Annotated in this window: 21 protein-coding genes and 1 tRNA gene; 5 read left to right on the top strand and 17 right to left on the bottom strand. The window is 69.3% G+C overall.

Features of this window, described 5'->3' with window-relative positions; all coding sequences use genetic code 11:
* Window positions 1-256: 256 nt before the first annotated feature.
* Window positions 257-856 (bottom strand): SGNH/GDSL hydrolase family protein, encoded by a 600-nt coding sequence (locus ACYVOO_RS29340; RefSeq protein ID WP_461018723.1) that lies wholly within the window; start codon window positions 854-856, stop codon window positions 257-259.
* A gap of 388 nt (window positions 857-1244) precedes the next feature.
* On the opposite strand from ACYVOO_RS29340, the gene ACYVOO_RS29335 reads away from it, so the two are divergent.
* From ACYVOO_RS29335 to ACYVOO_RS29325, 3 genes are all read left to right on the top strand, one after another.
* Window positions 1245-1336: transfer RNA gene (locus ACYVOO_RS29335), tRNA-Gln, on the top strand.
* Between the two features lie 80 nt (window positions 1337-1416).
* Entirely contained in the window at window positions 1417-2343 is a 927-nt protein-coding gene (locus ACYVOO_RS29330; protein WP_461018722.1) for a diacylglycerol/lipid kinase family protein, read from the top strand.
* 165 nt (window positions 2344-2508) lie between these two features.
* Complete coding sequence (locus tag ACYVOO_RS29325; protein ID WP_461018721.1) at window positions 2509-3891, top strand: MmgE/PrpD family protein; 1383 nt, start codon at window positions 2509-2511, stop codon at window positions 3889-3891.
* 159 nt (window positions 3892-4050) lie between these two features.
* Here the strand turns inward: ACYVOO_RS29325 and ACYVOO_RS29320 are convergent, their stop codons facing one another.
* The 9 genes from ACYVOO_RS29320 to ACYVOO_RS29280 all read right to left on the bottom strand — a co-directional run bounded on the left by ACYVOO_RS29320 (window position 4051) and on the right by ACYVOO_RS29280 (window position 12224).
* Window positions 4051-5289 carry a beta-ketoacyl-[acyl-carrier-protein] synthase family protein gene (locus ACYVOO_RS29320; protein ID WP_461018720.1) on the bottom strand — a complete coding sequence of 413 codons (1239 nt, stop codon included), beginning with the start codon at window positions 5287-5289 and terminating at the stop codon, window positions 4051-4053.
* Window positions 5289-5528 carry an acyl carrier protein gene (locus ACYVOO_RS29315; RefSeq protein ID WP_461018719.1) on the bottom strand — a complete coding sequence of 80 codons (240 nt, stop codon included), beginning with the start codon at window positions 5526-5528 and terminating at the stop codon, window positions 5289-5291. Before ACYVOO_RS29315 ends, ACYVOO_RS29320 begins: the two co-directional genes overlap by 1 nt.
* A gap of 127 nt (window positions 5529-5655) precedes the next feature.
* The gene (locus tag ACYVOO_RS29310; protein ID WP_461018718.1) at window positions 5656-6615 is read right to left on the bottom strand and encodes a ferritin family protein; all 960 of its coding nucleotides are present in this window, start codon (window positions 6613-6615) and stop codon (window positions 5656-5658) included.
* Window positions 6615-7166, bottom strand: coding sequence for a flavin reductase family protein (locus ACYVOO_RS29305; protein WP_461018717.1), 552 nt, complete (start codon window positions 7164-7166; stop codon window positions 6615-6617). The genes ACYVOO_RS29310 and ACYVOO_RS29305 overlap by 1 nt, the downstream gene beginning before the upstream one ends.
* Complete coding sequence (locus ACYVOO_RS29300) at window positions 7157-7621, bottom strand: hypothetical protein (RefSeq protein WP_461018716.1); 465 nt, start codon at window positions 7619-7621, stop codon at window positions 7157-7159. Before ACYVOO_RS29300 ends, ACYVOO_RS29305 begins: the two co-directional genes overlap by 10 nt.
* A gap of 30 nt (window positions 7622-7651) precedes the next feature.
* Window positions 7652-8152, bottom strand: coding sequence for a type II toxin-antitoxin system RatA family toxin (locus ACYVOO_RS29295; protein WP_461018715.1), 501 nt, complete (start codon window positions 8150-8152; stop codon window positions 7652-7654).
* Complete coding sequence (locus ACYVOO_RS29290; protein WP_461018714.1) at window positions 8139-9437, bottom strand: aspartate aminotransferase family protein; 1299 nt, start codon at window positions 9435-9437, stop codon at window positions 8139-8141. The genes ACYVOO_RS29295 and ACYVOO_RS29290 overlap by 14 nt, the downstream gene beginning before the upstream one ends.
* 9 nt (window positions 9438-9446) lie before the next feature.
* A complete protein-coding gene (locus ACYVOO_RS29285; RefSeq protein ID WP_461018713.1) occupies window positions 9447-10583 on the bottom strand; it encodes an acyl-CoA dehydrogenase family protein in 1137 nt (378 codons plus the stop codon).
* Window positions 10584-10610: 27 nt separating this feature from the next.
* Window positions 10611-12224, bottom strand: coding sequence for an aldehyde dehydrogenase family protein (locus ACYVOO_RS29280; RefSeq protein WP_461018712.1), 1614 nt, complete (start codon window positions 12222-12224; stop codon window positions 10611-10613).
* Between the two features lie 232 nt (window positions 12225-12456).
* On the opposite strand from ACYVOO_RS29280, the gene ACYVOO_RS29275 reads away from it, so the two are divergent.
* On the top strand, window positions 12457-13458 hold the full coding sequence (locus ACYVOO_RS29275; RefSeq protein WP_461018792.1) for a bifunctional lysylphosphatidylglycerol flippase/synthetase MprF: 1002 nt from the start codon (window positions 12457-12459) through the stop codon (window positions 13456-13458).
* A 47-nt stretch (window positions 13459-13505) separates the two neighbouring features.
* Here the strand turns inward: ACYVOO_RS29275 and ACYVOO_RS29270 are convergent, their stop codons facing one another.
* Window positions 13506-14240 carry an AfsR/SARP family transcriptional regulator gene (locus tag ACYVOO_RS29270; RefSeq protein WP_461018711.1) on the bottom strand — a complete coding sequence of 245 codons (735 nt, stop codon included), beginning with the start codon at window positions 14238-14240 and terminating at the stop codon, window positions 13506-13508.
* Window positions 14241-14477: 237 nt separating this feature from the next.
* Here ACYVOO_RS29270 and ACYVOO_RS29265 point away from each other — a divergent pair, with 237 nt between their 5' ends.
* A complete protein-coding gene (locus ACYVOO_RS29265; RefSeq protein ID WP_461018710.1) occupies window positions 14478-14948 on the top strand; it encodes an RNA-binding S4 domain-containing protein in 471 nt (156 codons plus the stop codon).
* Window positions 14949-15032: 84 nt separating this feature from the next.
* On the opposite strand, the gene ACYVOO_RS29260 is transcribed toward ACYVOO_RS29265, so the two are convergent.
* From ACYVOO_RS29260 to ACYVOO_RS29235, 6 genes are all read right to left on the bottom strand, one after another.
* Window positions 15033-16859, bottom strand: coding sequence for a complex I subunit 5 family protein (locus ACYVOO_RS29260; RefSeq protein ID WP_461018791.1), 1827 nt, complete (start codon window positions 16857-16859; stop codon window positions 15033-15035).
* Window positions 16860-16962: 103 nt separating this feature from the next.
* Window positions 16963-17307: a sodium:proton antiporter gene (locus tag ACYVOO_RS29255; RefSeq protein WP_453346950.1), complete on the bottom strand. Its 345-nt coding sequence runs from the start codon at window positions 17305-17307 to the stop codon at window positions 16963-16965.
* Window positions 17304-18110, bottom strand: coding sequence for an MnhB domain-containing protein (locus tag ACYVOO_RS29250; protein WP_461018709.1), 807 nt, complete (start codon window positions 18108-18110; stop codon window positions 17304-17306). The genes ACYVOO_RS29255 and ACYVOO_RS29250 overlap by 4 nt, the downstream gene beginning before the upstream one ends.
* A complete protein-coding gene (locus ACYVOO_RS29245) occupies window positions 18107-18409 on the bottom strand; it encodes a Na(+)/H(+) antiporter subunit B (protein ID WP_461018708.1) in 303 nt (100 codons plus the stop codon). The genes ACYVOO_RS29250 and ACYVOO_RS29245 overlap by 4 nt, the downstream gene beginning before the upstream one ends.
* Window positions 18406-18912 (bottom strand): monovalent cation/H+ antiporter complex subunit F, encoded by a 507-nt coding sequence (locus ACYVOO_RS29240; RefSeq protein WP_461018707.1) that lies wholly within the window; start codon window positions 18910-18912, stop codon window positions 18406-18408. The genes ACYVOO_RS29245 and ACYVOO_RS29240 overlap by 4 nt, the downstream gene beginning before the upstream one ends.
* The gene (locus ACYVOO_RS29235) at window positions 18909-19115 is read right to left on the bottom strand and encodes a hypothetical protein (protein WP_461018706.1); all 207 of its coding nucleotides are present in this window, start codon (window positions 19113-19115) and stop codon (window positions 18909-18911) included. The genes ACYVOO_RS29240 and ACYVOO_RS29235 overlap by 4 nt, the downstream gene beginning before the upstream one ends.
* Window positions 19116-19250 lie beyond the last annotated feature (135 nt).

Here is a 19250-nt window from a genome sequence, read left to right as displayed (position 1 = left end):
ATGCGCTACAAGGAACCGCTCGACGACCACACATTCCCTGGTCACAGCACCTTCTACGCTCCCCCTAACGCACGTCGCGCCCCCCGTAAACAGGAGGCGGATAAGACTTCGCTGTGCGACACCTGTGTTTTCCGGTGCTTTCCTGTGAATCCGGCCCCTGGTTCACAGGAAAGGGAATTCCAAGGGGCACCCACAAAGGCATCGCGCCATCGCCCGCGCACGCGCCCACTCCCCCACTCACGACCGCGCTCGACGCTCACACGCTGGTCCCGCGGCCGGAGAGGCGGTCGGCCAGATGCCGGATGACTGTCGCCGCCGCGACGGCGTGGCCGCGTGCGCTGAAGTGCCGACCGTCCCGGCTGTAGATTCCCGGGTCCGCGCTGGCCGGGTGCGACGCCAGGTCCACGTGCATCGCCCCACGCTGCACGGCGAGTTCGTGGGTGCGATGCGCCAACTGCCGCAGACACTGGTTGATTTCGGGCCTGCGTGTCTCCGATATCAGCCCTGACCTGCTGATGTCGAACGGTCCTATGACGATCACATCCGCACGGGCGTCGCGGAGCGGGCCGATGATCCTGCTCAGCTCGGTCTCGGTGGAGTCGGCGTCGAAGGACTGGCCCAGCACATGGTCGACTCCGACGACGGCCGCGGCGAGGTCGCCCTTGAACGCCAGCGCCTTCGCCACCTGTCCGGCGCGGATCTCGGACACGGACAGACCGCGTCGGCCGAGATTGCGGTAGGCGAGGCACGGTTGCGTGGACCGCAGCGCGGCGGCCAGGCGGTCGGCCCAGGAAGAGGCGGCATATCCATCGCACGGGTCGCTGTGCCCGGCGGCCACCTCGTCTCCGAGCACCACCAGTCTTCTCCACGGGGCTCCGGCGAGCATTTCCCTTGCCTTGATCGCAGTTATGCAGTGCGGATCGTTCTCTTCGGTGACGAGCCTGCCGTCCATACGGCTCTCCGCGTTGTGGGGGGGGCGGGGCATCAGCGCGCCAAGGGGCGGTTCCCACGCGCCTTCGATCATCGTGGTGTTGAATGCCGATCGCGGGAAACGTCTCACTGCGGAGGCCGGGGCGGCACCGCTGGGCGCCTTCACCACCCCTCAATGCCCCCGTACACCCCCGCTACGGCCGCCCTCGGCTGCGCGGATCCCGCTGAAAGACCGCTTTCAGCGGCCTACAAGGCTCTCGTGCCAACGTTGTTCTCGCCGGGCCATCCAGGCGGGCCCCGGCGGTGTCCGGCAAGGAGAGATACCCGAAGCGGCCTAACGGGAGCTGGGCTCTGCTCCAGCTTGGGGTCTGACCCCTCGCAGGTTCAAATCCTGCTCTCTCCGCCAGATGCGTGCCGCCGGCCCGTCGGCCATCTCAGCCGAAGGGACGCGCAGCCATGAACCGGTGGGCACGGAGCGCAGTGATCGTGGCGAACGAACAGGCGGGCAGTGCCTCCCGGTCGCTGCTCGACGAAGTCGAGGATCTGTGCGGCGAACTGGCCGGTACCGTGCGTCACACCCGCACCGCCCATGCCGGACACGCGCGCGAAATCGCGGCAGAGGCGGGAGCCGAGGGAGTTGACGTCGTCGTCGCCGTCGGCGGCGACGGCACCTCAAGCGAGGCAGCCGGCGGTCTGCTGGACTCCCGGCGCAGCCTCTCACGTCGCCCTGCGCTGCTCATCGTGCCGGCCGGGACAGGTAACTCCTTCTACCGGGAAGTCTGGCAGGACCGTCCGTGGCAAGAGGCGATGCGGTCCGCTCTCGACGTCGCGGAACCGCACATCCGTCTTGTGGACATGGCCCGCATCGAGGAGACCGGCGAAACCGTCCTCCTCGGCGCCTGCTCCGGGCTGGCGGCGGAGGCCCTGGAGACCGCCGCCGCGGTGAACGGGTGTTCCGGACGTGACCGCTACCAGGAGGCCACGGCCATCACGCTGCGCACCTTCGCGCCACACCCAAGCCGGATCACCGTCGACGGAGAGGTCATCCACGAGGGCAGCGTGGTACTGGCGAACGTGGGCGGAGGACGCTACCGGGCCGGCCGGTTCCTGTTGCTGCCCAGGTCGGTTCTCGACGATGGACTGCTCGACGTGTGCGTGCTGACCGGGCGCTTCGAGAACGCTCAACTGATGAGGCTGGTCCAAGACGGCGGCCGTACCGGCCAGATCGACAGCGACACCGAATGGCCCGGCGCAGTCTACGGGCGGGGCCGACGGGTCGAGATCGAGCGTCTTGACGGAAAGCCGCTCACCTTCGAACGGGACGGTGAGCTGGTGCGCTCGGGCCACCCGCGCTATTCGCTCCGGGTCCTTCCAGGAGCGCTCCCGCTCTTGTCCCCCCTCGCGGTCACCTGACACCCGCCCTGCGGCGCCATGGATCACACGCACGCCATCAGGAAGGACGTCGTGAAGCCGCACGAGACCCAACAGGGTGACAACACACCCCTCTTGCGCACTCTGGCCCACTGGGCCAGCCGCCCGAGCCTCCCGCTGATTCCTCCGCGCGTGAGGGAGCTCGCGGTGAGCCAGGTCATCTCCCACATCGCAGCCGTACGCGCAGCCGCCGGGCATCCTCTCGGCGCGAAACTCACCACCGCGTTCGGCTCTCCCTCACCTGCCGAGCCAGAGCGCACCGCAGCCGTGTTGGCCGCGCTCTCCTCCAGCCTCTACATGGAGGACACTTTCTACGCTGGCCACCTCTCCCACTCCACGGTCAGCGTCCCCCTCGCCTTTCAGGAGGCCGCACGGCTGGACGGCCGCGCGCTCCTTGAGGCGGTCATCGTGGCCAACGAGTGTGCCGCTCGCATCACGGCGGCCACCACGCTGGGCCGCTTCCGCGGTCAGACCGCCGCGCAGGCCCATCTGTCCGGTGCCGCGACGGCCCGCTTGCTCGCCACCGGGCACTGCCACGAGAACATCCTGTGCCACGCCTGGGCGCTCGCCTTGTCCGCGCCGCCCTGGTCGATGCTGCCCGCGTACCTCGGCAGCGATGCGAAGGTGCTGTCGGCCGCGACGCCTGTACGCACGGCGCTGGACGCCGCCTCGGCCGCGGTGGCGGGGCTGCGCGGTCTCCCGGAACTGCTCGAACACCCGGAAGGGTTTCTCCACACCTTCGCGCACGCTCCGATCCCAGAGGCGGTGGTGGCCGGGCTCGGGGAGCGGTGGCACACAGAGACGGTGTCCTTCAAGGTGCACCCGGCCGCCGTCACCGTGGACGCGCCCATCGACTGCGCGGCGCACCTGCACCGTCAGCTGGACGACGCGACACAGCAGATCACGGAGATCCACGTACACGCTCCGAGCCTGGTCCTGGAAATGGACCGCCACGCGGCCCGCTATCTGCGGGAGGGGAACTCGCCGATCGCGGCGCTGAACATGAGCCTCGCCTACAACGTGGCCACGGCGCTGTTGACCGGCGCGGTCACCGTCGAGGATCTCAGTGGCGAAGCGGTGCACGAACCGCGTCGATGGCGACTGGCGCGAAGGGTCCGTCTGCACCACGACGAGGACCTCAGCCGGGCAGCCATGCTCTCGACAGCTCCCGTGGGCGAAGCCCTCCGCCAGGCCGGGGAGCGCGCGCGGGCGTGGGACCCACGGCTGGCCGACGCGCCGGTCAAGCGGTTGCTCAAGGACGCCGGTGCGCCCGCCAGGACCTTTGAGCACGCATCGAAGAACATCGGCTGCCGCATCACCGTCCACCTGGATGACGGGCGTGAACTCACAGCAGAACGCAGGAACGGGTTGGGGGCGGTCGGCTCGTCGTCCTGGCTACGGCACCGGGAACTCGTACGGCGAAAGCTGCTGCGCACCGGAGCCACGGAAGCCGGCGCGGACGCGCTGGGGCACCTGGAGGAGCTTTCCGCCAACGAACTGGCCTGCGTGCTGAGGGAGATGTGGGCCTAGCCTTTTGCTTTTGCCTTACCGCAGGGCCCATGCCTGCTGCCTGCGGAGCGGAACGGCGCCGTACCCGCCCCTTCGGCGCAGCCCGCTCCTCATCCGACGAGATCGACTCGGCCTTCGGCCGTCCCAGTACGCGCCACCCCCACGGCCCTGCACTGTCGATCAAGCTCTGGTGAAGACCAATACCGCGTTCTGCCCGCCGAAGCCGAAGGAGTTGCTGACCGCGGCCTCCACACGGGTGGACCGCTCCGCCTTGGTACAGACGTCCAAGTCGATCCTCGGGTCCTGGCTTTCGAGATTGGCCGTAGGCGGGATGACCTGCTGTTCCATCGCCAGCGCCGTCAATGCGGCCTCGATCGCACCCGCGGCGCCGAGAGAATGGCCCACCACTCCTTTGACGGACGTCACGACGGGCCCCTCGCCCAGCACCCGGCGTATCATCCGGGCCTCGATCTCGTCGTTGAGCCGCGTGGACGTGCCGTGCGCATTGACATGGTCGACCGCGCTCGGTGCCAAGTCCGCGTCGCGCAGCGCCGCACGCAGCGCCAGTTCCGCTCCGGCCCCCTCAGGGTCGGGTGCGGTGGCGTTATGGGCATCGGCCGATGCTCCGTATCCGCTGATGTAGGCGTGAATGCGGGCCCCCCGCTCGCGGGCGCTTCGGGGGCGTTCCAGGACCAGAACGGCGGCTCCCTCGGCGGGTACGAAGCCATCGCGGTGCACGTCGAACGGCCGTGAAGCGGCCGTCGGTTCGTCGCGGCGGCCAGAGAGTGCGCCCATCTGCTGGAATCCGCAGATGATGGGCTGGACGAGACAGGACTCGGCGCCCCCTGTGATCACGACATCGCAGGTTCCGTTGCGCAGCAGCTCACGGGCCGCACCCACCGCCGTAGTACCGGAAGCGCAGGCCGTGGCAGTCACGAAGTTGGGGCCCCGGGCCCCGATGCGCATGGCGACATAGCCCGCCGACATGTTGACGACCAACATCGGGACCAGCATGGCGGAGACCTGCTGCGGCCCCTGCTCCAAGAACACGTTGTGCTGCTTCTCCCAGGTGCCTGCACCTCCGACACCGCAGCCGAGGACGACGCCCACACGATCGCCGTCCCAGGAGGCCGGGTCCAGGCCCGAGGCCGCGAGCGCTTCGTCAGCGGCGGCGACCGCAAGCTGGCTGCTGCGGTCCAGGCGCCACGCCTTGCGCCGCCCGAGGGCGGCTGCCGCGTCGAAGCCGGGCATCCAGCAGCCGAAGTCGGCACGGCTGCCTGCCAGGGCCGGCACGGGCAGGGCAGCCGTGCCCGCCGCGGCCCGTACGCGTTCCCAGGTCGCTGCGGTGTCCCCACCGGCTGGCGTGATCATGCCGATTCCGGTGACGGCTGCGTCGAAGGGGGCGTCGACGGAGGCCATCAGGCGCTCGCCTGCTTGGCGTCGACGACCTCGGCAGCCTCGGCCAGCGTGCTCTGCGTTCGCAGGTCGTCTTCGCTGAGGGAGACGCCGAACTTCTCCTGGGTGGCCAGAGCCAGCTCCACCAGCGCCAGTGAGTCGAGTTCCAGGTCCTCAAAGGTGCTCTCCGGGGTCACTTCCCCCGCCTCGATGCCGAATCCCGTGGCGAGCAGGCCCGTGAGACGGTCGTACGTGCTGTTCATTCCACACTCCTAGATTCCTCGATAGCCGAACACTGTTGGCCGACCCGCGCGGCTACGTTCAGGGGCCGGCCCCCTCCACACACCGTGTGGCCGCCTCGCCCTCCAGCAGGATCGGTGCGTAGAAGGCTCACAGGGCCTCGTCCAGACCCATGTAGGAAAGCCGGGTCTGTTGCATGTGCCGGGCCCACTGCTGCCCGGTTTCCACTCGTTCTTGCGCGGTGGTGTCCACCAGGCGGCGCCCGGGCCAGACCTGGTAATCGCCCAGCAGATGACCGTGCTCCTCGATCCCCCGCTGAAAGAGCTCCTCACGGCGCAGTAGCTGCTGGGTCGTGGGCAACTTGTCCCACAGCGCGTACCCCTCCTCCAGTAGTTGCAGGGAGCGCTGCTTGTCCTGCGGGTTCTTGAGCAGGTGCTCGCGCACGATGAAGCTGCCGACGGTCAGGTGCCGGATCTCATCGATTCCGGCGCCGTGTTCGATGTCCGCCGCTGCCGGATCGAAGACCCGCCACTTACGCTCGCTCAGCTCGGCGGCCGGAGCGAGTACGCCCTCCAGGAGGACGGTCAGGACCAGAACGCCGCCGAGGAAGTCCCGCTGATCGCGCAGAATACGCAGCCCGAACTCCTCCAGCGGCTCCAGAATCCGGTCCCGGTCCTGAGCGGCCGCGCGTTCGACAGCGGAGAACAGCTCCTCCTCGGGCACGCCCAGTTGCAGCAGATGGTTACGGAAGACCATGGCGTGCCTGGCCTCGTCGATGAGCTGGGTCGCATAGAACTCCATGCAGGCGTTGTCCGGTGCCAGGGCCACCATGTGGCCGATCGCCCCCGTGACCTTCGCCTCCGCGATCGAGCGATAGGCCAGCTCCTGCACGAGGGCGCTGTTCAAGGGCCCCGGGCTGCTCACCACCTCCAGGGGCCGCACATCATCGGCGTGGCCGAGCACGTTGCCCTGCAAGGTGCCGCTGGGGACCGCGCCGAGCCAGTACTCCACCCCGCATGCGGCGGGGGACAGTTCGAGATTCACAGCGCCTTCCAGGAGTGAGGGCGCGTGTTCCCAGTCCGCCTCGACCGGGATGTTCGTGGATGCCATCAGGGATTCCTCTCCATGTCGGAAGCGATGAGCGGGCCGCAGTGCAGCACGCCGGCGAAATTCACCAGCGGGGCGCCGCTGGTATGAACCGCAGAGAGAACGCGGGCGACGATCAGCTCGTGGTCCCCCGCGGGAACAGCGGTTTCGGGACGGCACTCCAGCCAGGCCACTGCGCCGCTCAACCGCGGCACCTCCTCCGGCGCACGCGCCGTCCACGATTCCGGTGGCAGTTGCCCCAGGCCCCTGGGGCGCCGCCGCTGGGCGAAGTGCCGGGCCAGCGGCTCCTGATCCGCGGCCAGTCCATTGGCCACGAACGTCTGGGCGTGCAGCAGGGCGTAGAGCCCGCGGCTGCCGCCACGCAGCGCCGCGCACACCATCGGGGGCTCGCCGGGGATCACGGAGAGCGTGCTGACCGTGACCCCTTCCACCTCCTCCGCCGTGCCGCAGGTCAGCACCGACACTCCGGTGACGAAGCTGCGCATGGCGGCGCGGGCGGAGTCGGAGGGCGCGGGTGCGGTGGTTACCGTGCGACGCTTCTTCGTCAGGGACATGCCACCGTCCCGGATTCCTTTTCCTCGCCTGCCCCGGGCAGGGCGGCGAATTCGTTTTGGAAGCGCACGTAGACGGGGTGAGCATAGGGCTCGAACTTCACCCCGAAAGGCTTCAGGTAGTTGCCGAACAGCGCCCGGTCACCGAACAGGTGGAGGGGCAGCGCCAGTAACGCCCACTCGAAACCCCACACCCAGGTCCATGCCAGGGCCACCAGCCCCTGGGTGACCAGGGAATGCATCACGTTGTAGAGGAGGTAATAGACCTTGGGGACCCGTCCGCCGGCGCGGCGGAACCGGATGGCGCCGGGCAAGTAGCCGATGAGGTCGATGTAGACGAACAGGACAACGGCCGGCAGCCAGCGGACCTCGTCCAGGTGGCCGATGAAGAGCGCGGCGGAAACGAGCAGGCCAAGGCCCCACTCGGCACGTAGCAGCCTTGAGGTTACGGGGGTCATGAACAAGTTCCGGGTATCCATCACGGGCCCCTAGGCGGTTGCCCGTGTCTCGGGCGAGGCCGCCTCGACGGCCCGTGCCAGGGCCGCGTCGTCCAGCACGGTGCCGGTCCCGAAGAGGCCGAGCACGATGCGGGCGATGGTCTCCCTGATGACCCGTTCGGCGACCGGGTCGAGAATGCCCTGCAAGCTGGGCATGCCGAAATCGAAGTCGGCCTGGAAATCCACCCGGGCCCCCCGTTCTGTCGCGGAGATCCGCCAGGTGCCGGTGAACAGCTCGAAGTCTCCGTCGAGTTGTGCGAAGTCGATGGTCAGCGCATTCCGGTCGAACTCGTCCGCCTCGCTCCAGCGCAGGATGCCGTTGCGGAAGTACACCTCCCAGTCACTGGTCGCCCTCCCCTCGGTGATCTCATGGGTGACGACGGATCGGACCTCGGGCACCAGATCGGGATATCGGGCGAACTGCTTCACCCGCTCGTACACCTCTTCCGGATCGGCTTCGGGAAGGCTGAGAGCGACGTCAACGCTGCGCATGGGCGGTGCCACCTTCGCGGGTCGGGTTGTAGCGTGCGGCCTGCACGCGACAGGCGCTGTCGAATGCCTGGCAAAGGTGCTGCGTCTCCGCGGGGGTGAGGATCGCGGGCGGGGTGAAGCGCAGCACCAGGTGCGAGTTGAGCGAGTGGTTGGCGACGACGCCCTGGTGGACGAGTTCGATGAGCAGGTCTCCTGCCGGGCCCGGCTCGGTGAATTCGACGCCGATGAGCAGCCCTTGGCCCCGCACCTCCCGTACGAGCGTGCCGAAGTGCGCCCGGGCGATGCGGTTCAGCTCGGGCAGGAGGCCGGCTCCCAGGTCGCGGGCCCGGGTGACGAGATCGTCTTCCTCGATCGCGGCGAGCGCCCCCTGCACGGCGGCCATGGCGAGGGGGGTACCGGAGAAGGTGGAGGTGTGCAGGTAGGGGTCCATGTCGAAGGCGGCGAACGCCCTCGGGGTCGCGAGTACCGCGGAGACGGGCAGAACACCGCCTCCCAGGCCCTTGCCGGACAACAGCACGTCCGGCTCCAGACCTTCCACGTCCGCTCCCCACCAAGATCCCAGCCGACCGAGCCCCGTCTGGATCTCGTCCAGTACGAACAGCGCGTCGTAGGCGCGGCACAGTTCCTGGGCCGCGCGCAGGTACCCGGGCGGCGGCAGGACCACCCCGGCCTCCCCCTGGACCGGCTCAAGGATCAGGCATGCGCGACCGGGCATCGTCTTGAGGAGTTCTTCCAGCGCCTCGACGTCCCCGTACGGTGTGTGGTGGACGCCGGGCAGCAGCGGCCGGAAAGGCTTTTGGAAGACCTCTTTCCCCGTGAGACTCAGGGCGCCCATGGTCTTGCCGTGGTACCCCTCGTGTGCGGCGATCAGTTGATCCTTGCCCCGAGTACGGGCGATCTTGATGGCGGCCTCCACCGCCTCGGCGCCGGAGCACGCGAAGTGGACCCGCTCCAAACCGGCCGGTGCCGTGCGCACCAGTGCTTCGGCCGCGTGGGCCCCCTGGGGTTCGAGAAACAGGCGGGTCGCCACCGGGTGTCGGTGCAACTGCGCTTCCACACGTCGCACCACCGCAGGGTGGCGAGCTCCCATGAGCAGTACGCCGTAACCGCCGCAGTTCAGGAACCGCCTGCCGGTGGCGCTGGTCACCCACGCGCCCCGGGAGTCGGTCTCCAGGTGTCCGCCGAACAGCTCGCCGAGTGTGGCTCGTCCCTTGCTCAGGTGCCTGCGGCAAAGATCAGCGACCTCTTCACCGTCGGCGGCCGGCGGATTCGCCAGGGTGGTCATCACAACTCCTTACGTCAGGCGCAGCGGTTCACCCGCCGCGTGCTCAAGCAGGGGTTCGGTGGCGCTGGAGCGCGACGGCGGATGGAAGGACAGGCCATGCACGGCAGCCGCCAGGTAGGCGATGTCGCCAGTGCCGATGAACGCCATCCCGCCAAGCAGCTCCACCGCACAGCCGACGGCTTCCCGCAGGGCGTCCTGGACTCCGTACCGCGCCATAAGTGCCTTGCCGAGCGCCTCGTCTCCCACAGCCCCGGACGCGATCATGCGGGCGGTGCCCTCGGTCAGGAGTGTGGCCGTCTCCAGCCGGGTGAGGAGTTGCGCCCGCTCGGTGTCGGTGCCTCGCGCGGCAGCGAGCACACGCTCCGCCAACGCGCTGGCCACGCCCAGATATGACGCCGTGATCAGCAACTCGAACCAGAGGAGCCCTACGGTCTGGAGCTCATCCAGCTCGCCCTTCTCCCCAGGTTCGGTGCGCATGACCTGCGCTTCCTCCACATACACTTCGGTCAGGCGCACCTCGTCGCTCTCGGCCCCGGCCAGCGCCCAGCTCGTCCAGAAGGGGTGGATACTCAGCCCTTCGGTCTGCGGGGACACGAGCAGGACGGCCATGTCGCGGCTGCCGTCCGGGTTCGGCAGGGCGGTGCTGGCGGTGAGCAGGTCCATGGACCGGGAGAGGCTGCACGGCTTCTTCGAGCCGTTGATGTAGTAGCCCTTCTCCCCGGCCCTGGCCTCCACCGTCGGGCTCAGGATGCCGTTGCCCGGCCGGCCCTCCGCGAACCCGGATGCGACCAGCAGCTTCTGATCGACGATTCCCTCCAGCAAGCCCCACTCCACACCGCTGCTCTTGAGACTGTCCGCGAGCGAGAACAAGGTGGCGACGGAGAAGTGGTGCATGGTGGTCGCCACAGCCAGCGAGGGAGCAGCCGCCCCGAGTGCGCGCGTGACGGCGACTGCCTGAAGGGGATCGGCGCCGCTGCCCTCGTAAGCCGTGGGGATGACCAGGCCGGTTCCTCCGTGCTGGCGAAAGGACTCGATGGCCGGGCTGCCCGGTTGCTCCAGATCGCTCAGCGGAATTCCGTCGAGTTCGCCGAGGAGACCGGGCAGGAACTCCTCGCATGTCTGCCGCGCCGCTTTCAATGAGCGCATGGCGTCATCTCCTTAGTAAGTGCGCGCTCACGGGCGCTGATTCACCAGTTCCTGCCAGGCTCCGAAGACTGCGTTCCTGGGGCGGGATCCGGGACTGATGCTCACGCCCTGGATATGAGAGGTGCGCAAGATGGGGTAGTTGGCTTCTCCGAAGCTGCCGCCGGTGAGCCCTGTCCCTCCATGGGTGGGCAGATAGGGAAGAAATCCGATGTGGGAATCGTTGACCTTCAGCAATCCGCCGGTCGTGGTCCTGGCGGTGAACCGCTCGATAACATCTGGGTCCTGCGCCCACAGCGAATTGCGCAGCCCGTACTCATTGGAGTTGACGAAGCCGATGAAGGAATCCAGCAATTCCGCATCCGCAGCCTGGTCTCCGACTACGAGGGGCAGCAGGGGAAAGAAGGTCTCGTGCCGGACGGCATCGACCTGGCGCGCACGGTCCAGGCCGCGCACGATCACGACGGTCGGCTCCAGAAAGATGCCGGTAGGATCCGGTGTCCCGTCGAGCCGTATGGCGTGCCCGCCGCACGCCACTTCGGCGCCCTTGGCGCGCGCGTCCTCAAGGCACCTGAAGAACTTCTCGTTGCGCAGCACCGGTGTCAGCAGGACGTCGGGCTCCCACGGATGCCCGGGTCGAATGCGGCCGACCTCCCGCAGCAGGCTCTCCAGCAGCGGCTCGAAGACATCGGGGTGCACCAGGACCTGATTGGGAACCATGCACAGCTGTCCCGAACCGTAGAAGCTCTCGGTGAGAGCCTCCGCGACAAGACCGACATCGGCGTCCTTCCACACCGTGACGGTGTCGTTTCCAGCAAGCTCCAGAATGGGTTTCTTCCGTTCGGCCACACAGCGCGCCTCGAACTTCAGACCGCCCTCGCTGCTCCCGAAATAGAAGATGTCGTCCACCGCAGGATGCCGCAGCCACGAGTTCAGCATCGGCGCGGGATTCCCACAGACCACGTTCAAGACCCCTGCGGGAGCGCCGATTTCCTCCAGCGCTGGAGCGACGATTTCCTGCATGGCGTACATCACGCCCAGCGGGGCGCTGCGGGGGGCCCGCACCACAAGCCCGTTGCCGCCCATCACAGACGCCACGCCCAGTAGCGCGCTGGAAAGCGGCGCATTCTGCGGCGGGTTGAGGCACACCACTCCGTCCGGCTGGCGCCGGACCAGCAAGCGCCGTGCTCCGCTCTGGAATTCCTGGCACATCTGGGACTTGTAGAAACCGAGGGTTTCCGGACTGAATACCTCTAGCATCCCGGATACCTGCCACTGCGCCAGGGCGAGCGGATGCCCCTCCAGCACAAGGACGGCGACGATTTCCTCGGCGCGTTCCATGATCCTTGTGCGCAGCAGCCTGCCGAGCTCCTCGATGCGGGTCTCCAGGGGGAACGTGCTCCAGGCCACGGTGGCTTGGGACGCCGCGTCCACCGCCATCTCCACGGTGTCGCTGTCGGCCTTAGCCACGCGGCCCACGACCGCTGCCGACCGGTCATCGGGAGATATGCGGCCCTTCTCCAGTTTCCGCTTCAGCGTCAGGCTTGAGAACACATCCTCTAGCAGGCAGTCCGCGTCCAGCACATAAACCCACTCCTCGCTCTCCACCTGCCTTCCCCCCACATAGGAATGGTACGTGTACATCGATCCCGTCCTCTCAGAAGGAAAGGACCGGCCCTGTGAAAGCGGATGAGCCAACTGAGCACTTCCCATATCTACTCCTCGATTGCGCTGTCGTACGCGTCGGTGGACTGGGAATCCATGTAGTCCATCCTTCCAGTGGCCCCTGGTAGACGGCCTGAAGTCCGCTGAAACCGCGGTTTCAGCAGGATTTGCCGTCCCCTCGTTAGGCTCTTCCGAGGAAGGTGGTTGCGTGATGGGACAGTTAAGCGGCTCACAAGCCGAAACCGCGGAGTACGCCCTGCGTGCGGTGCAGGGGTATGGAGAGAACCCCAGCTCCTATTTGGCGTTGAACAGGGGGAATCAGCTCTTCACGGCCTCGACGGGCGATGTCATCGCCTACCGGGAGTCGGGACGTTACCTCGTCCAGTTCGCGGGGGTGTTGGGACCGTGGGAGCGAAAGGCACAGGCCCTACGAGAGTTCAAGGATTATGCGCGCGCAGGCAAGCGTCGCATCGCGTGTGTGCAACTACAGTCCAGGGAAGCGGAGTTGTATGCGTCGGAGGGCTTCACCATCAACCAGGTGGGCTCTTCCTACTCGGTGCATCTGCCGGACTTCACACTGCGCGGGTCCCGCTTCATGAAACTGCGCAATAAAATATCCCAGGCACGAAGGAGCGGCCTTCAGGTCGAAGAGGTGTCGTACGACGAACACGTCGGCCATATCGAAGAGATAGACAGGTTCTGGCTGCGGAGCAAGGGAAAGCACACCAAGGAGATCCGATTCCTCGTCGGCGAGGTCGGAGGTCCCGCGCAGAAGCACCGTCGGCTGTTCATGGCGACCGACGGAAGGCGTCCGACCGCCTACATCTCCTACTCCCCCGTCTTCGGCGAGCGGCCCGGCTGGCTGCACGATCTGAGCCGCCGCCGCCACGACGCCCGGCCAGGAGCCGCTGAGGCGATCAATGCCACGGCGCTGGAACTGTTCATGCGGGAGCGGGCCGAGTGGCTGCACTTCGGCTTCACGCCCTTCACGGGCCTGGATGCGGCACACATGATCGCGCCGAGCAGTCCACTGACGGGAGCCTTCATGCGCCTTCTGGCCGAAAGAGGAGAGGCGCTCTATCCGGCCGCCAGCCAGTTGAGCTACAAGAAGAAGTGGCACCCTCACCTGGTCACGCCGGAGTACCTGGCCTTCGAGGGCAGGGCCCGGCCCGGCGCCATCTGGCAGCTTCTACGAGTGACGAACACCGTGTGAGGTACCGGGCGGCACGAGCCTTCCGGTACCCCCGGTCGTACCCCCGGTCAGAGACTGGCCCCCTCCTCCTGGCAAAGGATCTCCCGCAGCGTGTTCTGCATACCCGGCCCCGGCTCCAGGCCGAGTTCCGCGGAGAGGTGCCGCCGGATGCGGTGGTAGGTGCTGATGGCATCAGCCTGGCAGCCGGCGCGGTACAGCGCGATCATGAGTTGCTCGCAGAAGCGCTCTCTCAGCGGGTGCTGCGAGAGGAGCTGTTTCAGGTCGGGGATGACCCGTTGATGCATGCCGAGCCGTAAGTAAGCCTCGACGACCATTTCACGCGCGATGAGCCTGGCCTCTTCCAGACGGGCATACGCGGTGCGGCAGATAATCCCATGCCCCGCATCCAGCAGGGCCGGGCCGCGCCACATCGCCAGTGCGTGATCGAGGACTCCGGTGATTCGGGAGGGGTCGCTTCGGACATACTGCGCGGAAAGATCGACGGCACGAGTAAACCGGAAGGCATCGACGTCATCGGGGTCGATGGCGAGCATGTAGCCGGGCCCCGCGGTCCGGATGATGTCACGGGCTTCCGGTCGCCCTGTTTCCTCTGCGAGAATGCGTCGCAATCTTGCGATGTGCGACTGGAGTGAATTCTCGGCGGTACGGGGCGGCCTTGCCCCCCAGAGTTCGTCGAGCAGGTCCACGGCCGCTACCGGCGTTTTCGGAGAGAGAGCCAGCGACGCCAGGATCACCCGCAGTTTCTCACCCGGAACACGGACGGAAACGCCCTCATCGTCCACCAGTCGTATAGGCCCGAGTAACTGAACGTACATACCACTCCCAGTGGACGGAGTATCCCTTATTCTCGTTCATTGAAGACCGCCGAAAAATCACTCATCTGGCATATAAGAGTTTATATCCCGGTGACCGTCACGGGCGGTCCCGCAGGCCGTGAGGGTGTTGAACGCGTTGAAACCCCCGCAGCGCTCCGCCAGCCGCACCCGCCATACGGCGGGCAGTCGTTCTAGAGTCGGGGCATGGCTTCAGACGAGGGGACCGGGACCGTCCGGGTCGACAGTTGGATCTGGTCCGTGCGGCTCACGAAGACCCGTTCGCTGGCCGCCTCGGCGTGCCGCGCGGGGCACGTGCGCGTCAACGGCGAGCGGGTCAAGGCCGCGCACCCCGTGCGGCCAGGGGACGAGGTGCGGCTGCGGCACGCGGGGCGGGAGCGGGTCGTGGTCGTGTCGCGGCTCGTGCGCAAGCGGGTCGGCGCGCCCGTGGCGGCCGAGTGCTTCGTCGACAACAGCCCGCCGCCGCCCCCGCGCGAGGAGGTGCTGGCGGTCCCCCAGCGCGAACGCGGCGCTGGCCGCCCCACCAAGCGCGACCGGCGCGAGCTGGAACGCCTCCGGGCACTGGGCGCGTCCGGCGCCCCTGGCACCCCGGGCGCGCTCGACGCACGGACCGCCGACGCGGACGGCCCGGATCCGGGTCCCGGCACCAGGCGCTGACGGACGGGCCGGGACACACCCGCACCTGACGGCCGCAACCACCGACGCGCCCCGCACCCGCACCCCGCAAAGCACCCCGCACCGTCACCACGCCGCCAAGACCGTGAGCAGTGCCATGCCCGCCACCGTCCAGGCCACGTAGTCGCCGATGTGCCCCGACTGGAGGCGCCGCAGCCACGGCAGCGGGCCGCCCTCGTCCCGGTGCCCGCCCGGCGCGCCGCGCCGGAGGCCGATGAGCGCGCCCGCGACGGCGAGCCCCGCCGAGAGCAGCCCGAGCAGCACACCGGACAGGTTCCAGTGGGGCGGGGACGCCGGGGAGACGGCGTGCTGGGGTGCGGGGCGCCCGTCCAGTACGGCCGCCGCGTAGATCTCGTGCGAGGCGAACAGGTGCCCGGCGCGCCCCGCGAACGCGGCCAGTTCCGGGACCAGCCCGATCGCGAGGGACGCGGCCAGCAGGACGGCCGGGACGGCGAGCATCGTCGCGGGGATCCGGCGCAGCCTCGTACGGGTCTCCGGGTCCTCGTCGCCCTGCGTGCGCGCGCTGCCCGCCGGTTCCTCGCCACGGGCGCGTGCCCCCGCCCCGGCGAAGATCCGCAGCCCTGCCCTGAGCACCGCGCCGCCCATGACCGCGGAGACCAGGACGAACAGCACGACGAGCCAGTGCGCCGTGTGTCCCGCGGCCTCCTCCGCGACGGCCTTGCCCAGCGAGGTGCCGAACGGCGGCAGCCCGCACAGCGCGAGCCCGCCGAGCAGGAACAGGCCGCCGGTGAGGCGCAGTTCGCGGGCGCGCCCGTAGAGCTGGTGCTCGTCGACGGAGGCGTAGCGGTCGAGGAGGATGCCCGCACACGCGAACAGGGCCGCCTTCACACCCGCGTGGGCGAGCGCGTAGAGGACGGTGCCCGAGGTGCCCTCGGGCGTCAGCACACCGAGTCCGACGAGGAACAGCCCGGTGTGCGCGACGGTGGAGAAGGCCAGCAGCCGCTTCAGATGCCGCTGCTGCCAGCACATGACCGCGCCGAGCAGCGCCGTCATGACGCCGACGGCCAGGAACGTACGGGTGAGGGTCCCGGCCGGTACGCCCCCTGGCCCCGCGAACACGGTCCAGTAGACGCGCGCCGCGCCGTAGACGCCGAGTTCCACCATGACGCCGGAGAGCAGCAGGCAGACGGGGGTGGGCGCCACGGCGTGCGCGTCGGGGAGCCAGAAGTGGAAGGGCACGGCCGCCGCCTTGACCAGCATCCCGGTCGTGACCAGCACGAACGCGGCCAGTACGAGCGCGTCGGGCCGCCCCTCGTCGAGCTGCCGCCCGATCCGCGCGAGCCCCAGCTCTCCCGTGCGCGCGTACAGCAGGCCGATGCCGAGGAGCATGGCGTAGCCGCCGAGGGAGCCGACGACACCGAAGGCGAGGGCGCCCTGGAGCGGGCGCCGTTCCTCGACGCGGAACCCGGTGAGCGCGTAGGCGACGACGCCCATCAGCTCGAAGAAGACGAAGGCGTTGAACAGGTCGCCTGTGAGGCAGAAGCCGCACATCCCGGCCTGGAAGAGCAGGATCAGCGCGGGGAAGGAGCCGGACTGGCGGCGGGGCGGTTCCTCGAAGTACCGCCAGGAGTAGACGAGTACGGCGACGACGAGCAGCGAGGTGAGCGCGGCGAGCCCCAGCGAGACGGGGTCGCCGACGAGCGCGATGCCGACTCCGCCATCGCCCTGCCCGGTGGGGCGCCAGCCGCCGAGCCACTCGACGGCGTACGGCGAGGTGTGCGCCACCCCCGCGAGCGCGCGGACGGCGACGAGGGCCGTGGCGACGGCGAAGACGCTGCCGAGCGCGTCCGTCGCGATCCGCGGCAGCCGTCTGCCGACCGCGACGAGCAGCGCCGCACCGAGCAGCGGCAGCGCGACGACGAGCGGCAGCAGCCCCGCCGCGTCGCCGGTCAGCGACGGCACGGAGGAGACCGGGGGCAGGGGCAGGGCTGCGGAGGAGGCCGCGGCGGGCCCGGGCGGGATCACGTGCGGCCCGTCACCCCTTCAGCGCCGAGAGGCCGTCGGGGTCGACGGTTCCGTGGCGCTTGCGCAACTGGATGACGAGAGAGAGGAGCAGCGCGGTCACGGTCGCGCCGACGACGACGTCGGTGAGCGTGAGCGCCTGCACGACGGGATCGACGACGCGTGCCCCGGTGGGCGCGTCGGAGTAGACGGGCGCGGTGCCGCCGTCGCGGTAGCCGACGGCGAGCAGCAGGACGTACGTGGAGGACTGGGTCACGGCCAGACAGCCGACCGCGTGGATGAGGTCGCGGCTGGTCACCAGCCCGTACACGCCCACGAGGAAGATCCATCCGGCGACGAGGTACGGCAGTACGGTCACGCGGGGTCTCCTTTCCGCTCCGTCGCGGCTGGCTCGGCGGGGTCGGCAGGGCTTGCTGGGCCTGTGGTGGTTCCGGAGGCCCCCTCGATCTCGACCGCCTGGTCCAGGAAGCGGGCGAGCAGCACGACGATCCCGCAGGTCACCTCCATGCCGACGGCGGCGTTGAGCAGCGGCACCGTCCCGCCGGAGGAGAGGGTGTTGAACGTGCCCAGCGGCAGCACGTTCGCGAGGAACGCCGACCCCGCCAGCACGGCGGCCAGCCCGGTGAGCACGTAGGCCGCCTCGCCGACGGCGTCCCCCACCGCGTACAGGCCGATGGGACGGATGCGCTCCAGGGCCCGGTAGTCGACGGCGATGTAGAGCAGGTGCAGCGCGGTCGCGACGACGACGCCTCCCTGGAAGCCGCCGCCGGGGCTGAGCTGCCCGTGCGCCACCACGTACAGGCCGGTCAGCAGCGTCACCGGGAGCAGCGCGAGGCCGAACCGTCGCACGGTGCCGGGCACCCGTGCGGGGCGCGGACGCCGGCGCCGCTCGCCCGTGGTCTGCCGCAGCAGGACGACGGTGCCGAGGACGGCGGAGAAGAGGATGCTCTCCTCGCCGAGCGTGTCGAACGCGCGCTGGTCGAAGTTCACGGCCGCGACGGCGTTGGCGGTGCGGTGGGCCAGCGCGGCGCGTACGGCACGGTCGCCGTACGGGTGGTGGTCGCCGCCGAAGGGCGGCAGCGCGAACGCGGCGGCGCCCAGCAGCACCGCCACGACGGCGGCACCGGCGAGGAACAGCCACAGCCGCCCCTTCCTGCTCACCGTCCCCCGCCCCCTTCCGCTTCCCGTTCCGCTACGTCCTCTTCCTCTTCCTCTCCTTCTCTCTCGCCGCGCTTCACCTTGCGCACCGTCAGCAGGATCATCAGCGGGGTCACGGCGGAGCCCACGGCGAGCTGGGAGAGGGCCACATCGGGCGCCTGCACGAAGGTGAACAGCAGGGCGAGGGCCATGCCGAGGAAGGAGAGCACCAGCGCCTGGCGCACGGGGTCGCGGTTGAGGACGGCGGCGGTGGCCGCTGCGGCCACGAGGACGAGCGCGACGGCGATCAGCACATCGGTCATCCCGCGCTCCCCCGCCCGTCGGCCGTTCCAGGGGCGGTCGTCCCGTCGCCCGCTCCGTCGGCGGGGATGCGCGAGCCCGCGCTCGTCACCACGCCGCCCGCCACCAGCAGCGCGCCGACGACCAGCAGTTTCACCAACTGCCTGCCGGGCCCTGCGGCGACGCACAGCGGCACCACGGTCAGCGGCACCGCGACGACCGCGGCCCAGTACACCGGCCGCGCGGGCGGCACGCCGCCGAGGAAACGCGCGTACACCAGGGTCCCCGCAGGCCCGAGCAGGGACAGCACCAGCGCCAGGTCCACGTAGGCGGGGCGCCCGAAGCCCTGGGCCGCCAGCAGCAGGGTGAGGGCCGCGGCCAGCGCCGCCAGGTTCTGCGCGACGAGCCGTTCCCGCGGCCCGCCCGTCGCGACCCGCCACAGCACGGGTGCCATCGCGAGGAGCGGCACCAGCGCGGCGCCGAGCCAGCCGTCCGAGGCGGCCGTCACGGCCTGGGCCGCGCTCACCCGCGCGCCGCCCTGCGTGCGGCGCGCGCGGCCACGGCGGCGAGCAGGGCGCAGGCCGCGCCCACGGCCGTCTCCAGCGCGTCGACGGTGGTGATCAGCACCAGCCACAGCCCGGTCAGCGCCAGCCACCACAGCAGCACCTCGGACGCGGCACCCGCCGTCCGCCGCCACCTGAGCCCCTTCCGGTCCCGGTTCCGGTCCACGGCGGCCCTCAGCGCGCGTAGGCGGCGTCGGCGGTCGCGGCGAGGGCCCCGGATTCCTCCCCGGCGCTCTCCTCGCGGGGGAACCGGACGGCGACGGCCTTCATCTGGGGTGACCTCCAAGGAGAGTGGACACAG

Source organism: Streptomyces daliensis (assembly GCF_054782395.1).
This window is presented reverse-complemented; position numbering and strand designations above follow the sequence as displayed.

Coding starts and splice junctions, on each gene's coding strand:
- ACYVOO_RS29320 (WP_461018720.1), bottom strand. CDS start 5,289: ATGGCCTCCGTCGACGCCCCCTTCGACGCAGCCGTCACCGGAATCGGC.
- ACYVOO_RS29315 (WP_461018719.1), bottom strand. CDS start 5,528: ATGAACAGCACGTACGACCGTCTCACGGGCCTGCTCGCCACGGGATTC.
- ACYVOO_RS29310 (WP_461018718.1), bottom strand. CDS start 6,615: ATGGCATCCACGAACATCCCGGTCGAGGCGGACTGGGAACACGCGCCC.
- ACYVOO_RS29305 (WP_461018717.1), bottom strand. CDS start 7,166: ATGTCCCTGACGAAGAAGCGTCGCACGGTAACCACCGCACCCGCGCCC.
- ACYVOO_RS29300 (WP_461018716.1), bottom strand. CDS start 7,621: ATGACCCCCGTAACCTCAAGGCTGCTACGTGCCGAGTGGGGCCTTGGC.
- ACYVOO_RS29295 (WP_461018715.1), bottom strand. CDS start 8,152: ATGCGCAGCGTTGACGTCGCTCTCAGCCTTCCCGAAGCCGATCCGGAA.
- ACYVOO_RS29290 (WP_461018714.1), bottom strand. CDS start 9,437: ATGACCACCCTGGCGAATCCGCCGGCCGCCGACGGTGAAGAGGTCGCT.
- ACYVOO_RS29285 (WP_461018713.1), bottom strand. CDS start 10,583: ATGCGCTCATTGAAAGCGGCGCGGCAGACATGCGAGGAGTTCCTGCCC.
- ACYVOO_RS29280 (WP_461018712.1), bottom strand. CDS start 12,224: ATGTACACGTACCATTCCTATGTGGGGGGAAGGCAGGTGGAGAGCGAG.
- ACYVOO_RS29275 (WP_461018792.1), top strand. CDS start 12,457: ATGGGACAGTTAAGCGGCTCACAAGCCGAAACCGCGGAGTACGCCCTG.
- ACYVOO_RS29265 (WP_461018710.1), top strand. CDS start 14,478: ATGGCTTCAGACGAGGGGACCGGGACCGTCCGGGTCGACAGTTGGATC.
- ACYVOO_RS29245 (WP_461018708.1), bottom strand. CDS start 18,409: ATGACCGATGTGCTGATCGCCGTCGCGCTCGTCCTCGTGGCCGCAGCG.